This is a genomic window from Phyllobacterium sp. TAF24 (genome assembly GCF_052113785.1).
Classification (GTDB): domain Bacteria; phylum Pseudomonadota; class Alphaproteobacteria; order Rhizobiales; family Rhizobiaceae; genus Phyllobacterium.
On sequence record NZ_JBFRDN010000029.1, the window covers coordinates 35,784 to 55,809 of the forward strand.

22 protein-coding genes are annotated in these 20,026 nt (G+C 55.3%); 9 read left to right on the forward strand and 13 right to left on the reverse strand.

All coding sequences use genetic code 11. From position 1 onward, the window contains the following. Positions 1-36 precede the first annotated feature (36 nt). Complete coding sequence (locus tag AB4Y96_RS20945) at positions 37-468, forward strand: DUF2267 domain-containing protein (RefSeq protein WP_441919619.1); 432 nt, start codon at positions 37-39, stop codon at positions 466-468. Between the two features lie 18 nt (positions 469-486). On the opposite strand, the gene AB4Y96_RS20950 is transcribed toward AB4Y96_RS20945, so the two are convergent. The 11 genes from AB4Y96_RS20950 to AB4Y96_RS21000 all read right to left on the reverse strand — a co-directional run bounded on the left by AB4Y96_RS20950 (position 487) and on the right by AB4Y96_RS21000 (position 9,147). Further along, entirely contained in the window at positions 487-666 is a 180-nt protein-coding gene (locus AB4Y96_RS20950) for a hypothetical protein (protein WP_112529920.1), read from the reverse strand. A 99-nt stretch (positions 667-765) separates the two neighbouring features. Further along, on the reverse strand, positions 766-1,131 hold the full coding sequence (locus AB4Y96_RS20955) for a GFA family protein (protein WP_441919621.1): 366 nt from the start codon (positions 1,129-1,131) through the stop codon (positions 766-768). A gap of 82 nt (positions 1,132-1,213) precedes the next feature. Beyond that, a complete protein-coding gene (locus tag AB4Y96_RS20960) occupies positions 1,214-1,957 on the reverse strand; it encodes a GNAT family N-acetyltransferase (RefSeq protein ID WP_441919622.1) in 744 nt (247 codons plus the stop codon). 9 nt (positions 1,958-1,966) lie between these two features. Beyond that, complete coding sequence (locus tag AB4Y96_RS20965; protein WP_441919650.1) at positions 1,967-3,145, reverse strand: NAD(P)/FAD-dependent oxidoreductase; 1,179 nt, start codon at positions 3,143-3,145, stop codon at positions 1,967-1,969. After that, positions 3,145-3,939: a YdcF family protein gene (locus tag AB4Y96_RS20970; protein ID WP_441919623.1), complete on the reverse strand. Its 795-nt coding sequence runs from the start codon at positions 3,937-3,939 to the stop codon at positions 3,145-3,147. Before AB4Y96_RS20970 ends, AB4Y96_RS20965 begins: the two co-directional genes overlap by 1 nt. 9 nt (positions 3,940-3,948) lie before the next feature. Beyond that, positions 3,949-4,428 (reverse strand): GNAT family N-acetyltransferase, encoded by a 480-nt coding sequence (locus AB4Y96_RS20975; RefSeq protein WP_091884791.1) that lies wholly within the window; start codon positions 4,426-4,428, stop codon positions 3,949-3,951. Beyond that, positions 4,419-5,900, reverse strand: a complete 1,482-nt coding sequence (gene gatA / locus AB4Y96_RS20980) for an Asp-tRNA(Asn)/Glu-tRNA(Gln) amidotransferase subunit GatA (protein WP_091884793.1) — start codon at positions 5,898-5,900, stop codon at positions 4,419-4,421. The genes AB4Y96_RS20975 and gatA overlap by 10 nt, the downstream gene beginning before the upstream one ends. 12 nt (positions 5,901-5,912) lie before the next feature. Next, positions 5,913-6,395, reverse strand: coding sequence for a GNAT family N-acetyltransferase (locus AB4Y96_RS20985; RefSeq protein WP_441919625.1), 483 nt, complete (start codon positions 6,393-6,395; stop codon positions 5,913-5,915). Positions 6,396-6,403: 8 nt separating this feature from the next. Continuing rightward, positions 6,404-6,691 (reverse strand): Asp-tRNA(Asn)/Glu-tRNA(Gln) amidotransferase subunit GatC, encoded by a 288-nt coding sequence (gene gatC / locus AB4Y96_RS20990; protein WP_091884799.1) that lies wholly within the window; start codon positions 6,689-6,691, stop codon positions 6,404-6,406. A gap of 89 nt (positions 6,692-6,780) precedes the next feature. Next, positions 6,781-8,337, reverse strand: coding sequence for a hypothetical protein (locus AB4Y96_RS20995; protein ID WP_441919627.1), 1,557 nt, complete (start codon positions 8,335-8,337; stop codon positions 6,781-6,783). 105 nt (positions 8,338-8,442) lie between these two features. Further along, on the reverse strand, positions 8,443-9,147 hold the full coding sequence (locus AB4Y96_RS21000; protein WP_441919628.1) for a metal-dependent hydrolase: 705 nt from the start codon (positions 9,145-9,147) through the stop codon (positions 8,443-8,445). Between the two features lie 117 nt (positions 9,148-9,264). On the opposite strand from AB4Y96_RS21000, the gene ruvX reads away from it, so the two are divergent. Continuing rightward, positions 9,265-9,759 (forward strand): Holliday junction resolvase RuvX, encoded by a 495-nt coding sequence (ruvX, locus tag AB4Y96_RS21005; RefSeq protein WP_441919630.1) that lies wholly within the window; start codon positions 9,265-9,267, stop codon positions 9,757-9,759. On the opposite strand, the gene AB4Y96_RS21010 is transcribed toward ruvX, so the two are convergent. Further along, the gene (locus AB4Y96_RS21010) at positions 9,729-10,091 is read right to left on the reverse strand and encodes a DUF6105 family protein (RefSeq protein WP_091884809.1); all 363 of its coding nucleotides are present in this window, start codon (positions 10,089-10,091) and stop codon (positions 9,729-9,731) included. The two genes, ruvX and AB4Y96_RS21010, sit on opposite strands and share 31 nt — an antisense overlap. Positions 10,092-10,618: 527 nt before the next feature. Continuing rightward, on the reverse strand, positions 10,619-12,250 hold the full coding sequence (locus AB4Y96_RS21015) for an acyl-CoA dehydrogenase family protein (RefSeq protein ID WP_441919632.1): 1,632 nt from the start codon (positions 12,248-12,250) through the stop codon (positions 10,619-10,621). 280 nt (positions 12,251-12,530) lie between these two features. On the opposite strand from AB4Y96_RS21015, the gene AB4Y96_RS21020 reads away from it, so the two are divergent. The 7 genes from AB4Y96_RS21020 (at position 12,531) to dprA (ending at position 19,804) form a co-directional block, all read left to right on the forward strand. Beyond that, the gene (locus AB4Y96_RS21020) at positions 12,531-13,478 is read left to right on the forward strand and encodes an ABC transporter substrate-binding protein (protein WP_091884815.1); all 948 of its coding nucleotides are present in this window, start codon (positions 12,531-12,533) and stop codon (positions 13,476-13,478) included. A 240-nt stretch (positions 13,479-13,718) separates the two neighbouring features. Beyond that, positions 13,719-14,495: an ABC transporter permease gene (locus AB4Y96_RS21025; protein ID WP_112529969.1), complete on the forward strand. Its 777-nt coding sequence runs from the start codon at positions 13,719-13,721 to the stop codon at positions 14,493-14,495. Continuing rightward, positions 14,492-15,277: an ABC transporter ATP-binding protein gene (locus AB4Y96_RS21030; RefSeq protein WP_091884819.1), complete on the forward strand. Its 786-nt coding sequence runs from the start codon at positions 14,492-14,494 to the stop codon at positions 15,275-15,277. Before AB4Y96_RS21025 ends, AB4Y96_RS21030 begins: the two co-directional genes overlap by 4 nt. 519 nt (positions 15,278-15,796) lie before the next feature. After that, entirely contained in the window at positions 15,797-16,762 is a 966-nt protein-coding gene (locus tag AB4Y96_RS21035) for an aspartate carbamoyltransferase catalytic subunit (protein WP_441919634.1), read from the forward strand. After that, entirely contained in the window at positions 16,759-18,045 is a 1,287-nt protein-coding gene (locus AB4Y96_RS21040; RefSeq protein WP_091884825.1) for a dihydroorotase, read from the forward strand. Before AB4Y96_RS21035 ends, AB4Y96_RS21040 begins: the two co-directional genes overlap by 4 nt. 20 nt (positions 18,046-18,065) lie before the next feature. Then, positions 18,066-18,674 (forward strand): glycerol-3-phosphate 1-O-acyltransferase PlsY, encoded by a 609-nt coding sequence (gene plsY / locus AB4Y96_RS21045; RefSeq protein WP_441919636.1) that lies wholly within the window; start codon positions 18,066-18,068, stop codon positions 18,672-18,674. Next, positions 18,671-19,804 (forward strand): DNA-processing protein DprA, encoded by a 1,134-nt coding sequence (dprA, locus tag AB4Y96_RS21050; RefSeq protein WP_441919638.1) that lies wholly within the window; start codon positions 18,671-18,673, stop codon positions 19,802-19,804. Before plsY ends, dprA begins: the two co-directional genes overlap by 4 nt. Positions 19,805-20,026: the final 222 nt, after the last annotated feature.

Here is a 20,026-nt window from a genome sequence, read left to right on the forward strand (position 1 = left end):
ATCTCCGATAGAATATGGTTAACAGGGAGATGCCCGATGACCCAGCCTCAGGACATTGTTTACGCGTCAAAGCAGTTTCAGGATTGGCTCACCGCTCTTAAACAACAGGCTGATTTCTCCACCCATAATCAGAGCTTTGCCAGCATGCGCAGTGTGCTACACACCATCCGCCGGCACATGGATATGGAAGCGGTGCTGACCTTTGCCGATGCACTGCCGCCATTGCCGCGCGGGCTGTTCATCGAGGGTTGGCGCCCTGCCCCTGCACAACCGCTTGAATCCGAGCAGGCTCTTGTACGGGCGGTCTATAAGGATATTGCGGCACATCATAACCCACCTGATACAATCGTTCGCGATGTATTCAAAGTTCTGGCCGCGCATCTGGATACCCATGCTGCTACAACAGCGCGGGCGCAACTGCCAGCCGTTCTGCGACCGCTCTGGCCACAGAAGAACAGAATGCACTGATACGGGATTTAAGGTCTCTCAGCTCGACTGAATGCCGACCTTGCTTTGGATCTGGTCAATTGTCTCCTTGACGAAGAAGGTCAGACCGGCAGTTGTCGTCACAATGTGTGTGCCCGTTCCGTAAGGATTGAACGAAACGACATGCGCAAAATTGAGTGTGATGAGATCGCCGTTAACGTCGGTCAGTTTGATCCACATGGCCTTACCTCCCTCTATGACTTGAACAACGTGTTTCCCGATACGCTGTTCCCACCAAGGAAGCAGGATTCCCTAAATCAAGCAATCGAATAGCAAATCCTACCAGAGATTCTTGCCGTCTATGATTTCTGTCGGCACAGAAGCAATATCGAAATCGTCGAAAAGGCGGATATTGACGGAAATACGCGGGTTTTCAAAGTCGGGCTTGTAGTCTGTCCACGACGGATTCTGCGAATAGGTGCCGCAACCGCAAACATTACAATGGTGATGCTTGTTGAAACCATTGCGATTGTAGACAGCATCCGCCTCAGGCGTGACAGTCAGCTTGACCTGATCGGGCGTGTAATAGGCCCACAATGTTCCGCGCTTTGTGCAGAAGGTGCAGGTACACACGGTTGCCGTGGCCGGAGCCTCGCTCACTTCAAATTTGATTGCACCGCAGTGACAGCTTGCCAGAATACCCATCATTATCCCCCATATGGATGATCCAATGTCAGCAGGTATAACTGACACCTCCTGACAGCATATTGTCAGGAGCGATTATCACTCAAGGCTTCCTACGATAGTGATAACTATAGAGTTCCCTGTCAAAACCCAGCGAAGCATAGAGCGCTCTGGCGGGTGGATTGTCAGCAAGAACCTGTAGGCATGCTGCCGCTGCGCCTTCATCCTTCGCCCAGTCGAGCAAAGTCCCGACGACCCGCTGACCGAGACCGCGCTTACGGTAATCCGGGTCGGTGGCAACGGATTCCAGCACCAGCAGGCCATTGCTGATTGCACCATAGGCCTTGGCAACAATTTTGCCGTCCATCGTGACTGACGTGAAGGCTTTGGGCACGACAAGAGAGGCAACCATGGCGGTAAAAGCACTGTGATCTTCTTCGGACCAGCCGGATATGCGCTTGCTTTCACGCAGCCAGCCCGGCGTCATCTCGGGGCAAAGCTCGGCAGCTGCAGCGCTTCCCGCCTTGCGCTGTTTTAGATCGCAATAAAGCACCGCGCTACCGCCCTCAAAGCGATAGCCGCGTTCCACCAGATCAGACTCCATTTCATTGGCAATGCTGGGAACACGGAAAATAGAGCCACGGACAAGCGACTGATAAAGCTTTTCCGCAGCATCAATGACTTCAGCCGGTTCCGCACGCGGGCCGCGCAGCGGATTGACGGAATTGACCCGGCGAATGCTGCCACCGGAAAACCGCATCAGCCAGCCGCCGTGAATGACCTGCCTTGGCGATGGCCAGGCATTGAAACAGGCATCCTCAACACGCCAATTCAGATCATCCGTCACGTTCTTCTCCTAGACCGCCTGTCCTGCAACCCAGCCCGATGACCAAGCCCACTGGAAATTGTAACCGCCAAGCCACCCCGTCACATCAACGACTTCGCCGATGAAATAGAGCCCCTTGGTGGATTTGGCTTCCATCGTCTTTTGATCGAGGCCATCCGTGTCGACCCCGCCAAGCGTCACCTCAGCTGTGCGGTAGCCTTCGGAGCCAGCGGGCTTGACCTGCCATTCATTGATTGCCTTCTCGACACCGAGCAATTGCTTGTCAGAAATATCGGCAAGATGGTTTTGTATCCCGCTGTTTTCGGCAATCAGTTGCGCCAGCCGCTTCGGCAAAAGCTCGGACAGCGCAGTTTGCAGCGCCTGACGGCCATTGCGGGCGCGGGCGGCGCGCAGTGCCTCAAACACCTTGGTTCCCGGCAGCATGGCGACCGTGATCATGTCACCCTCCCGCCAATAGGAGGAGATTTGCAGGATGGAAGGTCCGCTCAAACCGCGATGGGTAAACAGCATGGCTTCAGTGAATTTCGTCTTGCCATGGCTGACAACCGCATCAACGGATATGCCTGACAAGGGTTTCAGCGGTACAAGCGTGTTTTCATCAAAGGTGAGTGGCACCAGCGCCGGACGGGTTTCTGTCAGCGACAGCCCGAACTGTTTTGCAATGTCATAGCCAAAACCTGTTGCACCCATTTTGGGAATGGATTTGCCGCCGCAGGCAACAACCAGCGAGGCGCAACGAACACGCTCCCCGGAGAGCGAGACCACATAGCCGTCCGTAACCGCCTCAATAGAGTCTACAACGGTCTGCAAGCGTAGCTCGGCACCGGCCTCTTTCATTTCCTTGACCAGCAAATTGATGATCTGCGTCGCCGAACCATCACAAAACAGCTGACCCAGCGTCTTTTCATGCCATGCAATACCGTAGCGGTCGACAAGAGCGATGAAATTGCGCTGGGTATAGCGGCGCAATGCGGAAATACAGAAATGCGGATTCTTGCTGATGTAATTTTGCGGGGCGGCATTCAGATTGGTGAAATTGCATCGGCCACCGCCGGAAATGCGAATTTTATCACCGGGGGCTTTCGCATGGTCCACAATAAGCACTGAGCGACCACGCTTACCCGCTTCCACCGCGCACATCATGCCCGCAGCACCTGCCCCGATAATGAGAACATCCACCTGTTTCATCATGGCGAGGGCAACAATTCATCAGTACGGCCGGTTGCCCAATAAGCGAAAAGCCCAACCCATTCTTTCACCACAATGGTGAGATTTTGCAGGGAATCCAAGGGATTATCCTGTGCCGGTCCGGGATATTCAATGCCGGAGGTGCGATAATCGGCAGGCCATGGCACCACATTGAATCCCGCCTTGCGGAAAAGGCCGACCGAACGGGGCATGTGGAAGGCCGATGTTACCAGCAGCCATGTCTCGCCGGGTTTGATATCAAGCAGCTTTTTGGTGAATTGGGCGTTTTCGTAAGTGTCGCGCGATTCATTCTCCAGAATAAGCCGGTCCTGCGACACGCCAAGCGCTGTCAGCAGGCGCGGCGCGGTGGCACCATCCCCCTCGCCATCAAGTACCAGCGTTCCACCGCCGCCCGTAACCACAACTTTTGCGTCGGGGTAGCGGCGCGCCAGAACGGCTGTCTCGACAAAACGATCGCCACTGGCATTGAGTTCATAGCCGCCGCGCACAAGATTAACGCCGCCCTCAAACCCGCCGCCAAGGACGATAATACCATCGACATGAGCAGGTGCCGGTGACGGACGTTGAAACCGGTCTTCCAGTGGATGCATAAGCAGTGCGCCAAGCGAACTCCATGCGGCAAGTCCAAGGATCAGAAATGAGAAAGCTGACGCGGTCATGGCGATGCGGCGCCATGAGAAGCAAACCGCGAAAAAAGCCAGTGCCATCAGCAGAATGGAAAAATTCAGCGGTTGAGCAAGAAACCAGAAGACTTTGGAAACAAAGAAAAACATTGAATAACCTTACGTCAAATTCGCCAGCATTTTGACTTTCTCAATCTCACGCTCAAGGCTCTCCGACCATTCGAGGCTTCGGTGCACGATCTGAAACCCCTCGCGTTCGTACAAGCGTATGGCACCGACATTGCGCGCATGCGCTTCAAGTCGGGCGCTGGAATAACCGGCAGCAGCGATTTTAGCCTTCAGAGCCTTGAGAATGAGCAAGCCAATGCCTTGCCCCTGATAATCCGGGTCAACCCACATATCCGAGATATAGTCGTCATTCTTGTCGCGCGCTCCCCAACCAAGGATAGTGCCACCCTCCTCAGCCACCAGCACGCTGGTAAAATGCTCTTCGGCAAAGGCTTCATAGGCGCGCTCGACATGTGAGCGCATGCCGGGCAATTCGGGTTCGAAGGAAAAGATGTTCGAGGCCCAGGCACGCATCCCCACCGCGGCAAGCGCCGCGATGTCGGCTTGCGTGGCAGGCCTGACTACCACCATTTCGGCGCGTTGAACTTGCCTGCGGCCTGTTCGATGACCCAAGCCGTCTGGAACAGGGTTTCCTCGTCAAATGGCCGCCCGATCAGCTGCAAGCCAAGCGGCAGGCCTTTGCTGTCAAGTCCGGCAGGAACCGCAATGCCCGGAAGGCCAGCCATGTTGACGGTGACTGTGAAAATGTCATTGAGGTACATTTTCACCGGATCAGCAGCCAAATCCTGATCGGCAATGCCGAAAGCCGCCGAGGGTGTCGCAGGGGTCAGGATCGCATCCACGCCCGCGTGGAACACATCCTCAAAATCCTTCTTGATCAGCGTGCGAACTTTTTGCGCCTGCAGATAATAGGCATCGTAATAGCCAGCCGACAGCACGTAGGTGCCGATCATGATGCGACGCTTTACTTCATCGCCAAAGCCGCTGGCGCGGGTTTTTTCGTACATGTCGACAATATCTTTGCCGGGAACACGCAGGCCGTAGCGCACGCCGTCATAACGGGCAAGATTTGACGAGGCCTCCGCCGGAGCCACGATGTAATAGGCTGGCAGCGCGTATTTGGTATGCGGCAGGGAAATATCGACGATGGATGCACCAGCGTCTTTCAGCCATGCGATGCCCTGCTGCCAGAGCTTTTCGATTTCCTCGGGCATACCCTCGACGCGGTATTCCTTGGGAATGCCGATCTTGAGGCCTGTTAATGGCTTGCCAATGATGGATTCATAATCGGGAACAGCGATATCAACCGAAGTCGTGTCCTTGGAATCAACCGAGGCCATGGATTTGAGCAGGATCGCAGCATCACGCACGTCGCGAGCGATTGGTCCGGCCTGATCCAGCGACGAGGCAAAGGCAACAATGCCCCAGCGCGAGCAACGGCCATAGGTCGGCTTGATTCCGACAGTGCCGGTGAAAGCCGCAGGCTGGCGAATGGAACCACCCGTATCGGTGGCCGTCGCACCGGCGCAAAGATGTGCTGCAACCGCAGCAGCCGAGCCGCCAGACGAGCCACCGGGCACGAGATCGGCGTTCGAACCATTTGCGCGCCATGGGTTTTTCACCGGGCCGTAATAGGAGCTTTCGTTGGACGAGCCCATGGCAAACTCATCCATGTTGAGCTTGCCGAGCATGACAGCGCCATCCGCCCACAGGTTCGACGTAACCGTCGATTCGTAATGAGGCTTGAAGCCATCAAGAATGTGCGAGCAGGCCTGTGTGTGAATGCCTTCCGTGCCAAAAAGGTCCTTGATGCCAAGCGGAATACCTTCCAGCGCTCCACCTTTGCCGGCGCTCAGGCGCGCATCGGAAGCCTTTGCCATATCAAGCGCCTTTTCAGGCGTGACGGTGATATAGGCATTCAGGGCCTCATTCGCGGTCTCGATTGCCTTCAAATATGCACTGGTCAGCTCCGTGGCGGTGATCGCCTTGGCTTTCAGCTGGTCGCGCGCCTCGGCAATGGTGAGAGCGGTCAGATCGGTCATATCAAGTCCTGTTTATTGGGCTGGCGTAAGCGCAAGCCGCTTTTCGTAAAATGCACTGTGTTCCGAATCCGGATAGTCGAGAAGCACGCCGCAGCGGGTAAAGCCGGAACGCTCATAAAGCCGCCATGCTGCATCAAAACCCGAACCAACGCCTGTTTCCAAAACGAGACGTGTCATGCCTTTTTCGCGGGCAAGCCCGGTTATGGCATCAAGAAGGATCGAACCAACCCGCTTGCCGCGCACGGACGGCAGGGTGAACATGCGCTTGACCTCGCCGATTTGGCCATCATGCTCTTTGAGAGCACCGCAGCCAACGGCATGGCCATTTTCGTCGCGGGCGATGAAAACGGTAGTGTCCTCACCGGCCATCTGTTCCACGGTCATTTTGAACTGGAATTCGACCGGTGACAGCGGCAGCAGATGCGCGTTCAACGCGTCCACAAGTGCGCGGACGTCATCGTGTAGCGGCGTCTCGACGGCAACCGTGATCGACATACCGGCGCCTACTCCACCACTTTCGGAACGACGAAGAAGTTTTCTTCCGTGATCGGCGCATTTGCCACGATGTCAGCGGCCTTATTGCCATCATTGACGACATCCTGCCGCTTCTTCATGGCCATCGGGGTGACAGAGGTCATCGGCTCGACACCGGCCACGTTCACTTCGTTCAATTGCTCGACGAAACCAAGGATAACGTTCAGTTCGCCGGTCATGCGCGTTGCGTCGTCCTCGCTCACAGCAATACGGGCAAGACGCGCGACGCGTTTGACGGTGGAAATATCGACAGACATTGGGATTCCCGAAATTCAAATCTTGATCAAAGAGCTATAGTGTCCGTTGCGGCCAAGCGCAACGGACAAGTCAGCACGGACAGCCCTGTTTACTTCGCCGTATCTGTGTCGGTGTTGTCTTCCTCGCCCTCGGGCGCATCGGAATCGATCGCGTCATCAGCACCGGGCACGGCAACCGGATCGGGACCTTTGACAGGATTTCCATTGATCGCAACAGAGCCATCAGCCTTCTGATCAACAACCCATTGGATCTTGCCGCCATCGATCTGCGTGCCAAAGTCTTTCGCCAGCTTGACGAACACGATGTACTGCTTGATCGTTTCATCGGTTTCGCCGGCTTTGTTCAGGCGCTCGACCACCTTGTCGAAGCCGGACATTTCCCAGGTCGTGTGGCTTTCAGGCTTCAGCGCCGCAAATGTCACTTCACCCTCGACGGTCAATTCGGCGTCGGGGGTCCGCACAAGGCTCTTCGAGATGACAAGCTTTGGTGGCGCCATCAGGAACTGGGCCGCAGTCTTCGCTTCAAACTCTTCCGAAATGACTTTCGCACGATTGAAATCCATATCCTCAATCGCGCCTTTGACAACGGTATCCAGATCGAGATCCTTGGTACCGACAGTAAGTTCCACGTCGGTTGGAAGGAAAGGCACGCCCCATTCCGGAATCGGCAAAGTGGGATACTTCAATCCGTTGGTTCGCAAGGTATAATGGTAGGCGCCACTCTTGCTGATACCGTCGAATTTTACATCCTGTGAGATATTCTGGACCGCAAAGCTGCCAGCTGGCGTTTCAACTGCGAGGTCTTTTAAATAGTGTGAAAAAGCAAGCTTATCCCAAAATGGTAAGATTGCTGTCAATTTTTGCCTCAGTGCAACTTCTTCAGGTTTTTTGAGTTTCTTTTGATCTCCGTGCGCGATAAAAAATGCCCACAAATCCATCATCTCATTGTTGCGAACGTTCTTTCCCTCCACATTTGAGCCCAACTCACCGGCGCCTACCGTCACCTTCACTGCATCGGTTGCGAGGGAATCCGGCTTGGCAGCCTCCCCGCCCGCAGGAGATGCCTCAGCCAACTTTGATGTTCTGGTGATTAAATTCTCTTTGAAATTCCTCGTTGATTGATTCGACGTGAAATCAACCCCTCCGGAAGTCGAAAGATTAGCAAGCATTTCACCTTTCGATGGACCGGTGCTGACATCAGCGTCCTGCATCGGATTCTTGATCGTCATCTTGGATGAATCGAAAGAGAATGTTGATTTCGAGAAAGTATTGATCTTGGGATCATACAAACCATTCAACTTGAAGCCTTCAGACGCCCAATCCATTATCTGAGGACCCGTTGGTCCTGTAAATTCTACTGAGACAGCGGGAAAGACTGTTGAGGAAATATCCCATGTTCCATCAGCCAATGGCTTGGTCAGGATGCTGTAATCAGTCAAACTGAGCTTAAATGCATCCTGTTTGGGCAAGGATTTCAGGAATGCGTCGGTATTGAATACAATACGATAGGCATCGCCTTCAGGCGTCACCTTCAAAATGCCCTTCTTGATTGCAGTCTTGCCGACATATTTCGACAAAGTATTGGCAAGTTGATCGGCGCCCTTGGCATCAATCGTTTGTGCGAAAGCTGGCGATGACAACGCCATGACGCAGGAAATCAGCAACAGTTTACGCACAATACCTCCAATAGTTCAGTCAATCGTCGTGGTGACGATTACGCGATGTGTGAGAATGGCTTTAGCAACCCAAACTCAAAGCGTAAACTGGTCATTTGTCTTGGCGACAAAGACCTGTGTCTTGCTTCCATCCATTGCAGCGACAAATTTGTCTGGCGTCTGGTCAATGATCGGAAACGAGCCGTAATGACAGGGGATCGCCTTGGCAAATTTGAAATAGCGCTGGGTCGCCAGTGCTGCCACCGCACCGCCCATGGTAAAGCGGTCGCCGATGGGGATTATTCCGATTTCCGGCTGGTGCAGTTCATTGACCAGCGCCATGTCGGAGAAAATATCCGTATCGCCCATATGATAGATTGTCGGCTCATCATCGAAATGCAGAACAATACCATTGGCCGAGCCCAGCGAATGCGAAACGCCATCTTCGGTGATCTGTGCCGATGAATGCAGGGCGTTGACATAGGTGACGGTGAAACCTGTATGTGAGACGGTCCCGCCGGTGTTTGTCGGATCGACCCGGGCAACGCCGCGATTGTTGAGCCACGTCACCAGATCGGCATTGCCGATCACCACTGCGCCGGTATCCTTGGCGATTGCAGCCGCATCGCCGACATGGTCGCCATGACCGTGGGTAAGCACGATGTGCGTTGCACCTTTCGCCGCTTCTTTGGGATCGACACCGTGCGCGCCGGGATTTCCGTTGAGGAAGGGATCGATCAGGATCGTGCTCTTGGCAGTTTCAATGCGAAAGGCCGAATGGCCAAGCCAGGTAATCTTCATGTTGTTTTCCCTTCATTCATCAGTCTTCACTCGCCACAACCGTCTATTGCAGCTATGTGACAATTATTCGAATTACAACGGCCTTTTATCGGCCAATTCAAGTGCAGGAAATCACCATTGACAGTTCTGACCATTGAACAGCTGGAAGATCATGTGGCAGACGGCCAGACTGTCGCCGGGCTTGATCTTGGCACGAAAACCATTGGCATCGCTATTTCCGACCGTGGCTTCTCCTTTGCCAATCCGCGTCCTGTGCTCAGGCGCAGCAAGTTCACCCATGACGCTCAGGACCTTCTGAAGGCACTGAAAAGTGATAATGTCGGTGCGATTGTGATTGGATTGCCTGTCAATATGGATGGCAGTGAGGGTCCGCGCGTGCAGGCAACTCGTGCCTTTGTGCGCAACATGGAAAAGCTGACGGAGTTACCCTTCATCTATTGGGATGAGCGTCTATCGACGGTTGCTGCGGAGCGCGCGCTGATCGGCATGGATGTATCACGGCAAAAACGCGCCGAGCGGATCGATTCCGCTGCGGCGGCTTTCATTTTGCAAGGGGCTTTGGACCGGTTGCAAAGCCTGCGTCAGGATGCAGACGACAATTCCTTCGAATAAGCAAGCGCAGCATTGGCAACCGCAGCGCGGTTTGCCCGGGCAGCCGCAGCGCGGTTCGCCCTGAAGACTTTAACCCAGGCGATAATCTGCTTGCGGCGGCGAAACGCGATCAGGCAGAGCACAAGCCCCGTATCGACGATGCATGCCCGCGCCACCAGCGGCGGAATGCTATCGGGCGCGATACCCAGAATATTCCCATAAATGGTGAAGACCAGATCGTGCATTTCACGGCTGAAGAAGTACATCCCCATGCTCAGATCGTAGTACGAAAGAAAGTACCAACCCCACAAAAAGCTCAATGGGCCCGCCCAGAATATCAGGAAGCTGCGCATTCATTACTCCTAGCGGGGATGAATCTGGTGGGTGTGTAACCCCGTGAAATCACGAGGTATTTTCGAATCACATTGATATCTGCTAAGAGTTTAGGCGCAACGTAAACCGTTTGTTAAGGTTAATTTCAAAAAATTTTATTAAAATTGAAGGTATTAGCGAGACCCTTTTTGGGGCATGCGAAATGGCTGATTCACCTCGATGCAAAATTTCTGACAAAAGTGGTTTGGTAGCGCTGTTGCGCGAGCGTGGTTCCTGGTTCGACAAGCTCACCATGAGGGAGATGGGTGGATGCAACGATAATCGTTAGCGTTGCAGAAATGGGTTCCCACCCCACCTTCGTCATCCTCAGTCCTCGGGTTTAACCCGAGGATGACCCGAGGACCCACGGCTAGAGAGATCAAACGAACGCGAAGGTTTGGTGTTTTCAATGGATGGGTCCTCGGGTCAAGCCCGAGGATGACGGGGAGAGAAAGCCCGAGGACGACGGAAGAATAAGACCTGAAGATAATAGAGGAGTGGATGCCCCTCAATTAGCAGGAGGATAGAGCGAATTGACGATGCTTTTGGCGTTGTGGCGGGCATCGAGCATGCCGTAGGTCGTGCGCCACTGTCCGCCGAGGCGGGTTTCAATGAAGGCATCGGCGATATCTTCCGAGTGCAGATGCCGCAATTCTGCACCGGCGGCGGCCAGCGCCAACTGTTCGGTGAGTATCCGTGCCGCGCCCTCGTCATTTTCCGCAACACGCATGGCCGCGCGCAACACTTCAACCGTGCCCTGCCCGCCGCGCCCAAGCTGCGAGCCGATCCAGTTCAGCACTTCGTCGAACAATTGTGGGCCCCGTTTCAGTACACGCAGCACGTCCAGCGCCATGACGTTGCCGGAGCCTTCCCAGATCGCATTCACAGGGGCTTCGCGATAATAGCGGGCAAGATTGCCCTCTTCGATGTAGCCATTGCCGCCAAGGCATTCCATCGCCTCGTACAGCATCGCCGGAGCGATCTTGGCGACCCAATATTTAACGACAGGCGTCATGACACGGGCAAAGGCCGCCTCGCCGCGGTTTTGGGCCGCGTTGTCGAAGGCGCGCGCCAGCCGGAACGTCAGCGCGGTAGCACCTGCCACATCGAGCGCCATATCGGCCATGACACGCAGCATCAGCGGCTTGTCGATGAGCGGACTGTCGAACACAACGCGGTGACGCGCATGTTGCACGGCTTCGGCGAGGCCCGCCCGCATCATGCCCGATGAAGCAATGGCGCAATCAAGCCGCGTCAGCGTCACCATATCGATAATGGTTTTGACACCCTCGCCCGGACCACCAACCATTTGGCCCAGTGCATTGTCGAACTCAACTTCCGATGAAGCACTGGAACGATTGCCGAGCTTGTCCTTCAGCCGCTGGAAGCGGAACCCATTGGAGGAGCCATCCGGCAGAATACGCGGTACTAGGAAACAGGACAGACCTTCGCGCGCCTGCGCCAGCACCAGAAACGCGTCGGACATCGGCGCGGACATGAACCATTTATGGCCGGTGATACGGTAAAACCCGCTGCCAGCCGGTTCGGCGCGTGTCGTGTTGGTGCGCACATCCGTGCCGCCCTGCTTTTCGGTCATGCCCATGCCGAGCGTCAGGCTGGCTTTTTTGGCCGGTGATTTATTGCTGGAATCATATTTGCGCGGCAAAACCAGCGGCGACCACTCGCGGTACAGGCTTGGCGACGCCATAAGCGCCGCCAGCGAAGCACTGGTCATGGTGATCGGGCACAGATGCCCGCATTCCAGTTGCGCCGTCATATAAAAGCGCGCCGTGCGGGACTGGTGCCGCAATCCATTTTCTACGGGACCATCTTCCCAGATCGACGAATGCAGCCCCTGCGCCACCGAACGGCGCATCAGCGCATGATAGGCTGGGTGGTAATCCACCACGTCAATGCGATTACCCTGACGGTCATGGGTGCGCAGCTTCGGCGTTTCGGTATTGGCCAGCCGCGCCAGATCCTGCGCATCGCCGGACAGCACAAATCGCCCGCTTTGCTCCAGTTCCGTCCGGGTTGCCTGCGGAAACCGCTTGGTAATCTGCATCAATAGCGGATCACCAAGATAGGCGTTGAGGCCGGTCATGGGGGGCGTCTGGTTGAGAACGTCGTGGGTTTTCAAGAAAATGTCCTGATCATTATTTTACTGTCTTTACGGCTGGCCTGTTTCATCCGAACAAGTCCGCACCACGGTCATGAGTCGTGCCATATATGGAATGAAGGTTCTGACAAGCGGTTAACCGATACATCTTCTTCTAGCTGAATCACGGCGCCGATGCAAAATGTCTCAGATGCGATTTTCTGCATTGATGCGATCTATTATGTCTAGACAAAAGAAAATCCAGCTGCCTATCATGCCTTTATATTCATCGTGCCAAAAAAATGAACAAAGGGGTCATCACATGAAATTCAAATGGCATATTGGTGTTGCGCTGGCAGCGGTTCTTGCCTCTGTCGCGCCGTCGCAGGCGGAGACGGCTGTTTCGGTTGGCCTGTCCGGCTGGACTGGCTTTGGTCCGCTGACTCTGGCCAAGCAGGCCGGCATCTTCAAGAAGAATGGACTTGATGTCACGCTGACAAAAATTCCGCAGGCAAGCCGCCATCTGGCGCTGGCTTCGGGCGATGTACAGTGCGCGGCAACAACGGTCGAAACATGGATTGCCTGGAACGCCAATGGCGTGGCCACCAAGCAGATTTTCCAGATGGACAAGTCGTTTGGTGCTGATGGCCTGGTCGTGCGCAATGACATTGCCAAGATTTCAGACCTCAAGGGCAAGGCAATCGCCGCTTCCGCCCCCGGTACGACGCCCTATTTCGATCTGGCCTGGATATTGAAGCATAATGGCCTGTCATTGAAGGACGTGAAGATCGTCAATCTTGAACCCGGCCCGGCTGCGCAAGCCTTTGTCGCCGGACAGAACGATGCGGCCATGACCTATGAGCCCTATCTTTCAACAGTGCGCGGTGCACCTGACAAGGGCAAGATCATCGCCACCACACTGGATTATCCCATCGTGATGGATACGTTCGGTTGCACCAATGCTTTCCTTGAAAAGAACCCGGAAGCGGCCAAGGCTCTCGCCAAAAGCTATTTCGACGCGCTGGATCTGATTGCTGCGGACAAGACCAAATCCTATGAAATCATGGGCGCAGATGTGAAGCAGTCGGCAGAAGTCTTTGGTAATTCAGCACAATATCTGCGCTGGCAGGACAAAGCAGCCAATCAGGCCTTCTTCGAAAAGGATTTTACGAAATTCTCCGAGGAAGCTGCTGATCTCCTGCTTGAAATCGGCATCATCAAGAAGAAGCCTGATATCAGCACTATCGTCGATACGAGCTTCATCAAGTAGTCGGCGGGCTGCAGGAAGATGGTGCGTGGTCGTGGTTCGTGGTTCGACAACCTCACCATGAGGGAGAGTGAGGATGCAACGCTAACTTTAGAGATCGCAGATCAAAAAGATTACGGATCACGAGGGTTGCAGAATATGGCTCCCTTTCATCCGCACTCTCCCTCATGGTGAGCTTGTCGAACCACGCACCACGCACCTTCATCCTGCAGCCACAACCTTTCTCATCTGATCGGGACACACATGGTTCAACCTCTCCAACCCATCAGGGCATCGTCACGCATCCTGCTTGGCGTGCTTTTCTTTATTCTGTTCATCGCCGCATGGTCCGTGGCGACTTTTGGCGGTTTCGTGTCGAGCACGTTTCTCGCCGATCCCCTGACCATGCTGCATGATGGCTGGTTTCTGCTGTCAGAGCAGAATTTTCTTTATGATATTGGCATGACCATCTGGCGGGTTGTCGGCGGCTTTATCATAGCAGCTATCATTGCTGTTCCGCTTGGTGTTGCCATGGGCGCTTATAAGCCTGTTGAAGCGATGCTGGAGCCTTTTGTTTCTTTCGCCCGCTATCTGCCAGCCTCCGCCTTCATCCCGCTGCTGATCCTTTGGGCCGGTATTGGCGAAATGCAAAAACTGCTGGTGATTTTCATCGGCGCCGTGTTCCAGATTATCCTGATGGTTGCGGTGGCCGTGGCCAATACGCGCCGCGATCTGGTGGAAGCCGCCTATACGCTTGGCGCCAATGATCGCGGTATCGTCAAACGTGTGCTCATTCCGGCCAATGCGCCTGACATTGCCGAAACGCTGCGGCTGGTGCTTGGCTGGGCGTGGACCTATGTCATCGTCGCCGAAATGATCGGTGCCTCGTCTGGGATCGGCTACATGATCATCAACAGTCAGGCATTGATGGCCACGGGACAGATCATTTTCGGCATTATTGTTATTGGCGTAATCGGCCTCATCTCGGACTTCCTGTTCAAATCCGTCAATCGTTGGCTTTTCGCCTGGAGGCTCGCATGAGTACGCTCGTCATCAAGGGCGTCAGCCGCATATTTCCCGGCGTGCATGGCGGCCAGCCGACACAGGCTTTGCAACCGACTGATCTTACCGTCGCACATAATGATTTCGTCTCGATCCTCGGCCCGTCAGGCTGCGGAAAGTCGACACTCCTGCGCATCGTCGCCGGGCTTGACCGGCCAACCAGCGGCACGGTGACGCTTGATGGGCAGGAGGTGAAAGGTCCGGGCGCCGATCGCGGCGTGGTGTTCCAGTCCTATACGCTATTTCCGTGGCTGACGATTGAGCAGAATATCGGCTTTGGCCTGCGTGAACGCGGCGTTGGCGAAAAGGAAAAAAGCGAGATCGTCGCCTCCTACATCGACAAGGTGGGTCTGCGCGGTTTTGAGAACCACTGGCCAAAACAGCTTTCCGGAGGCATGCAGCAGCGCACCGCCATTGCCCGGGCGCTTGCCAACAATCCGAAAATCCTGCTGCTCGACGAACCCTTCGGCGCGCTTGATAATCAGACCCGTGGTCTGATGCAGGAGCTTCTGCTCGGCATTTGGGAACACGAGCAGAAAACCGTGATTTTTGTTACGCATGATATTGAAGAAGCGATTTTTATGGCCTCGCGGGTGGTGACGATGTCGGCACGTCCGGGCCGGATCAAATCCATCATGCCGGTGCCACTTGGGCATCCCAGACATTATACAGTGAAGGCGAGCCCTGAATTTACCGAGATGCGGTTGAAATTGACGGAGGAAATCCGCAGCGAGGCGATTTTGGCAGCGGGGGCGCATTAGATATAGCTGTATGTGGGTGGTGCGTGCTTCGTGCTTCGTGCTTCGTGCTTCGTGCTTCGTGCTTCGACAAGCTCACCATGAGGGGAGAGTGTGGATGCAAGATTAATTGCAAAGATTACAGATCATAAGGTCACTGATCACCTGCGTTTCAGAACTTGACTCCCTGCAATCACCCCAATCCCCTCATCCTGAGCCTGTCGAAGGGCGCAAAATAGTTCTGCAAACGGCATCGGTGCGTGGTTCGACAAGCTCACCATGAGGGAGATGGGTGGGTTGCAGGGAGTCAAGGTCGGCAACGTTGGTGAGTTGCCTATGTAATCTGCAACGTTGGCGATTAGCGTTACATCATCCCTCTCCCTCATGGTGAGCTTGTCGAACCACGAACCACGCTCATGCAGCAAACCACGCTCATGCAGCACACAACAATCTTTGAACCAAGGATTTTATTGGGGAACATGGCAGGATATCATGCCAGGTGCTTGCGAGGCGGCGGCATCAAGCCTATAGGGGGGACTTGATATGACATCAAAAGCGCTCCCCCTCCTGTTTCCCCACCGCCATTTGCTTGGCATCAAGAACCTTTCCCCCGAGGATATCAATATTCTTCTCGACCTTGCCGACAGCGAGATTGCTGTTTCGCGTCAGTCGGAGAAGAAGAAGAGCGTCCTGCGCGGACGAACGCAGATCAATCTGTTCTTCGAGGCTTCGACCCGAACACAGTCATCCTTCGAGCTTGCCGGAAAGCGGCTCGGGGCTGACGTGATGAACATGTCTGTGGGTAATTCCTCGGTGAAAAAGGGCGAAACGCTGATCGATACGGCCATGACGCTCAATGCGATGCGGCCGGATATCCTGATTATCAGGCACAGTTCCGCCGGTGCTGCGGCGCTGCTGGCGCAGAAGGTCGGATGTTCCGTGGTGAATGCCGGTGACGGTGCGCATGAACATCCAACGCAGGCCCTGCTTGATGCGCTGACAATCCGGCGCGCCAGGGGCAAGGTGGCGCGGCTGATCGTGGCCATTTGCGGTGATGTGCTGCATTCGCGTGTAGCCCGCTCCAACATTCTGCTGCTGAATGCACTGGGTGCGCGGGTCCGGGTGATTGCGCCATCCACGCTTTTGCCAGCGGGCATCAGCCAGATGGGTGTCGAGGTATTCAACTCGATGGAAGAAGGTCTGAAAGACGCCGATGTGGTGATGATGCTGCGCCTGCAGCGCGAGCGTATGGCGGGAGCCTTCGTGCCGTCGGTGCGTGAATATTTCCACTATCACGGTCTTGATCGCGAAAAGCTCAAACATGCCAAGCCCGATGCGCTGGTCATGCATCCCGGCCCGATGAACCGCGGCGTCGAAATTGCCTCGGATGTGGCCGACGGCTCACAGAGTGTTATTCAGGAACAGGTTGAGATGGGTGTTGCCGTGCGCATGGCTGTCATGGAAGCGCTGCTTGATCCGCGCCGCAACGCGGAAGGAGTGGCAGGATGAGCACGACTGTTCTGCACAATATCAGGATTGTCGATCCATCCCGCAATCTGGATGAAACCGGCACCGTGATCGTAAAAGACGGCATTATTGTCGCCAGTGGTGCCGATGCCCGCAATCAGGGCACGCCTGAGGGTGCTCATGTCATCGACTGTACCGGTAAGACTGTATTGCCGGGCCTTGTCGATGCGCGTGTGTTCATCGGCGAACCGGGTGCCGAGCACCGCGAGACCATTGCATCCGCCAGCCATGCGGCGGCGGCTGGTGGTGTGACCTCCATCATCATGATGCCGGATACTGATCCGGTGATCGACAACGTGGCCCTTGTCGAGTTTGTTCGCCGCACCGCGCGCGATACGGCTGTGGTCAATGTCTATCCTGCGGCGGCTGTTACCAAGGGTTTGCACGGCGAGGAAATGACCGAGATTGGCCTTTTGCGCGCCGCCGGTGCTGTTGCCATTACCGAAGGGCGTAACTCCATCGCCAATACGCAGTTGCTACGCCGCGCCCTCACCTATGCGCGCGATTTCGGGGTTGTGCTCTCGCATGAAACACAGGACCCCTATCTCGGGATCACAGGTGTGATGAATGAAGGGCTTTATGCCAGCTGGCTCGGCCTTTCCGGCAGCCCGCGCGAAGCGGAAGTTATTCCGCTCGAACGCGATCTACGGCTGGCGGCCCTGACAAAGGGTGCCTATCACGCGGCGCAGATATCGACCGCCATGTCGGCTGAAGTGGTGGCACGCGCCAAGCAGAACGGCATCAATGCGACGGCGGCCGTTTCCATCAATCATCTTTCGCTCAATGAAAACGATATTGGCGAATTCCGCACCTTCTTCCGCCTGCAACCACCGCTGCGGCTTGAGGAAGACAGGCTTGCCATGGTCGAGGCGCTGCGCAACGGCACCATCGATATTATCGTTTCTTCGCATGATCCGCAGGACGTCGACACCAAACGCCTGCCTTTCGCCGATGCGGCGGCTGGCGCCATTGGCCTCGAAACCCTATTGGGCGCGGCATTGCGGCTTTATCACAATGGCGATGTGCCGCTCATCCGTATTGTCGAGGCGCTGTCGAGCGGACCGGCCAAAATCTTTGGTCTGGATGCAGGCACACTCAAGCCCGGCGCCCGCGCGGATATGACCATAGTCGATCTTGACGAGCCATGGATTGTGAAGGAAGAAGATTTACGATCACGCTCCAAGAACAGCTGCTTTGAAAGCGCACGTTTTCAGGGCCGGGTTGTTGAGACGTTTGTGGCAGGAAAGTCTGTTTTCAGCATCTAAAGACCGAACCGGGGAAGAACATGGCGGATTTCATCAATGGGCAGGCAGGATATCTTTTTGCCGCGCTGGTTCTTGGCTATCTGCTCGGCTCCATCCCGTTCGGGCTGATCCTGACGCGGCTTGCCGGGCTTGGTGATGTGCGCAGCATCGGCTCGGGCAATATCGGTGCGACCAATGTTCTGCGTACTGGCAACAAGAAACTCGCCGCGGCAACGCTGTTGCTCGATATGTTCAAGGGCACTGCCGCCGTGCTCATTGCTGGCGTGATCAGCCCGCAGGCGGCGATTGTGGCCGGTCTTGGTGCTTTCCTCGGCCACATCTTTCCGGTCTGGCTGAAGTTCAAGGGCGGCAAAGGCGTCGCAACCTATCTCGGCGTTCTTATCGGCCTCGTCTGGCAAGTGGGGCTGATCTTCGCCGCCATCTGGCTGATCATTGCCTATGCAACCCGCTATTCCTCGCTTTCCGCGCTGATTGCCGCCATCATCAGCCCTATTGTGCTCTATTTCATGGGCTATCATCAGGTTGCCCTGCTCTTTGTTATTCTGACAGTCATTGTCTTCATCAAGCACCGCGAGAATATTCAGCGCCTGCTTGCCGGAACCGAAGGCAAGATCGGGTCCAAGGGATGATGGAAGAGCAGAAGGGCATCCGCCTTTCTGACAGTCAACGGCTCAGCTGGCTTCGGCTGATCCGCAGTGAAAATGTCGGCCCCGTTACTTTTCGACATCTGATTGCCCATTATGGTTCGGCCACGGACGCGCTTGAGATGCTGCCGGTACTTGTCCGGCGTGGCGGTGGCCGCCGTCCCATCAAGATTGCAAGTCTTGGGGATGCCGAACGCGAAATGGCGATAGCTGCGCGCATGGGCGCGGTTTTCGTCGGGATCGGCGAGCCTGACTACCCGCAAACCCTACGCCAATCCGACAATCCGCCGCCGCTGGTCGCCATCAAAGGTGATCCTGATGTGTTTCGCCTGCCAGCCGTGGCGATTGTCGGCGCGCGCAACGCATCGCTGGTCGGAATAAAGTTTGCGCGGATCATCGCGCGGGAGCTGGGCGAAGCCGGTTATGCCGTGATCTCCGGCCTGGCGCGTGGAATAGACAGGGCAGCCCATGAAGCGAGCCTCGATACCGGGACTGTTGCCGTGATGGCAGGCGGTCTCGACAAGCCCTACCCGCCGGATAATCTCGAACTCTTCAGGGCAATCCCGCATCGTCGCGGCGCTGTCATCAGTGAGATGCCCTTTGGCTGGGAACCGCGTGCACGGGATTTTCCGCGCCGCAACAGGATCATTGCCGCGCTTTCTCTGGGGCTTCTCGTGGTTGAGGCAGCCGAGCGATCAGGATCACTGATCAGTGCCCGGCTTGCCGGAGAACTTGGCCGTCTCGTCTTTGCCATTCCTGGTTCCCCACTTGATCCAAGGGCAAAGGGCACCAATGCGCTGTTGAAAAACGGCGCGATCCTGGTCACCGAAACATCTGATATTTTATCGGCCATCAGTCCGCTTCTGGATCGTCCCGGTCTCGACGACACGGCTTTTCTCGCTCCAGAAGCGGATTTTCCGACCATTGCTCAGCCAAATGAAACAGACCGAGACCGCGTCATCACTTTGTTGGGTCCTGCACCCGTCGATATTGATGAGCTTATCCGGACAAGCGGAATACATCCCGCTGCCATGAGTCTGATTCTGCTTGAACTGGACTTGGCCGGACGCCTGCAACGTCACTCAGGGGGATATGTTTCTCTTCTTTATGGATGAAACAGTGTTTGCTTCCTTAGCCATAAGATCATTACTTTCAATGTAGGCAATCTCGATCAGATAGGCCAACATATCCAAGTCGTTCAACTTGGCCATGCTACGTAACTCGCCTAACATCTGTTGAATATATCTAATGTTTTCGGTCCGACTGAATTTATTTTCACTCATGACTTCGTCCTTAAATACGCATTTATACTGAAATTGGTCTAATTATATTATGCA

Coding starts and splice junctions, on each gene's coding strand:
- AB4Y96_RS20945 (WP_441919619.1), top strand. CDS start 37: ATGACCCAGCCTCAGGACATTGTTTACGCGTCAAAGCAGTTTCAGGAT.
- AB4Y96_RS20950 (WP_112529920.1), bottom strand. CDS start 666: ATGTGGATCAAACTGACCGACGTTAACGGCGATCTCATCACACTCAAT.
- AB4Y96_RS20955 (WP_441919621.1), bottom strand. CDS start 1,131: ATGGGTATTCTGGCAAGCTGTCACTGCGGTGCAATCAAATTTGAAGTG.
- AB4Y96_RS20965 (WP_441919650.1), bottom strand. CDS start 3,145: ATGAAACAGGTGGATGTTCTCATTATCGGGGCAGGTGCTGCGGGCATG.
- AB4Y96_RS20970 (WP_441919623.1), bottom strand. CDS start 3,939: ATGTTTTTCTTTGTTTCCAAAGTCTTCTGGTTTCTTGCTCAACCGCTG.
- AB4Y96_RS20975 (WP_091884791.1), bottom strand. CDS start 4,428: ATGGTGGTAGTCAGGCCTGCCACGCAAGCCGACATCGCGGCGCTTGCC.
- gatA (WP_091884793.1), bottom strand. CDS start 5,900: ATGACCGATCTGACCGCTCTCACCATTGCCGAGGCGCGCGACCAGCTG.
- AB4Y96_RS20985 (WP_441919625.1), bottom strand. CDS start 6,395: ATGTCGATCACGGTTGCCGTCGAGACGCCGCTACACGATGACGTCCGC.
- gatC (WP_091884799.1), bottom strand. CDS start 6,691: ATGTCTGTCGATATTTCCACCGTCAAACGCGTCGCGCGTCTTGCCCGT.
- AB4Y96_RS20995 (WP_441919627.1), bottom strand. CDS start 8,337: ATGGCGTTGTCATCGCCAGCTTTCGCACAAACGATTGATGCCAAGGGC.
- AB4Y96_RS21000 (WP_441919628.1), bottom strand. CDS start 9,147: ATGAAGATTACCTGGCTTGGCCATTCGGCCTTTCGCATTGAAACTGCC.
- AB4Y96_RS21010 (WP_091884809.1), bottom strand. CDS start 10,091: ATGCGCAGCTTCCTGATATTCTGGGCGGGCCCATTGAGCTTTTTGTGG.
- AB4Y96_RS21020 (WP_091884815.1), top strand. CDS start 12,531: ATGAAATTCAAATGGCATATTGGTGTTGCGCTGGCAGCGGTTCTTGCC.
- AB4Y96_RS21025 (WP_112529969.1), top strand. CDS start 13,719: ATGGTTCAACCTCTCCAACCCATCAGGGCATCGTCACGCATCCTGCTT.
- AB4Y96_RS21030 (WP_091884819.1), top strand. CDS start 14,492: ATGAGTACGCTCGTCATCAAGGGCGTCAGCCGCATATTTCCCGGCGTG.
- AB4Y96_RS21035 (WP_441919634.1), top strand. CDS start 15,797: ATGACATCAAAAGCGCTCCCCCTCCTGTTTCCCCACCGCCATTTGCTT.
- AB4Y96_RS21040 (WP_091884825.1), top strand. CDS start 16,759: ATGAGCACGACTGTTCTGCACAATATCAGGATTGTCGATCCATCCCGC.
- plsY (WP_441919636.1), top strand. CDS start 18,066: ATGGCGGATTTCATCAATGGGCAGGCAGGATATCTTTTTGCCGCGCTG.
- dprA (WP_441919638.1), top strand. CDS start 18,671: ATGATGGAAGAGCAGAAGGGCATCCGCCTTTCTGACAGTCAACGGCTC.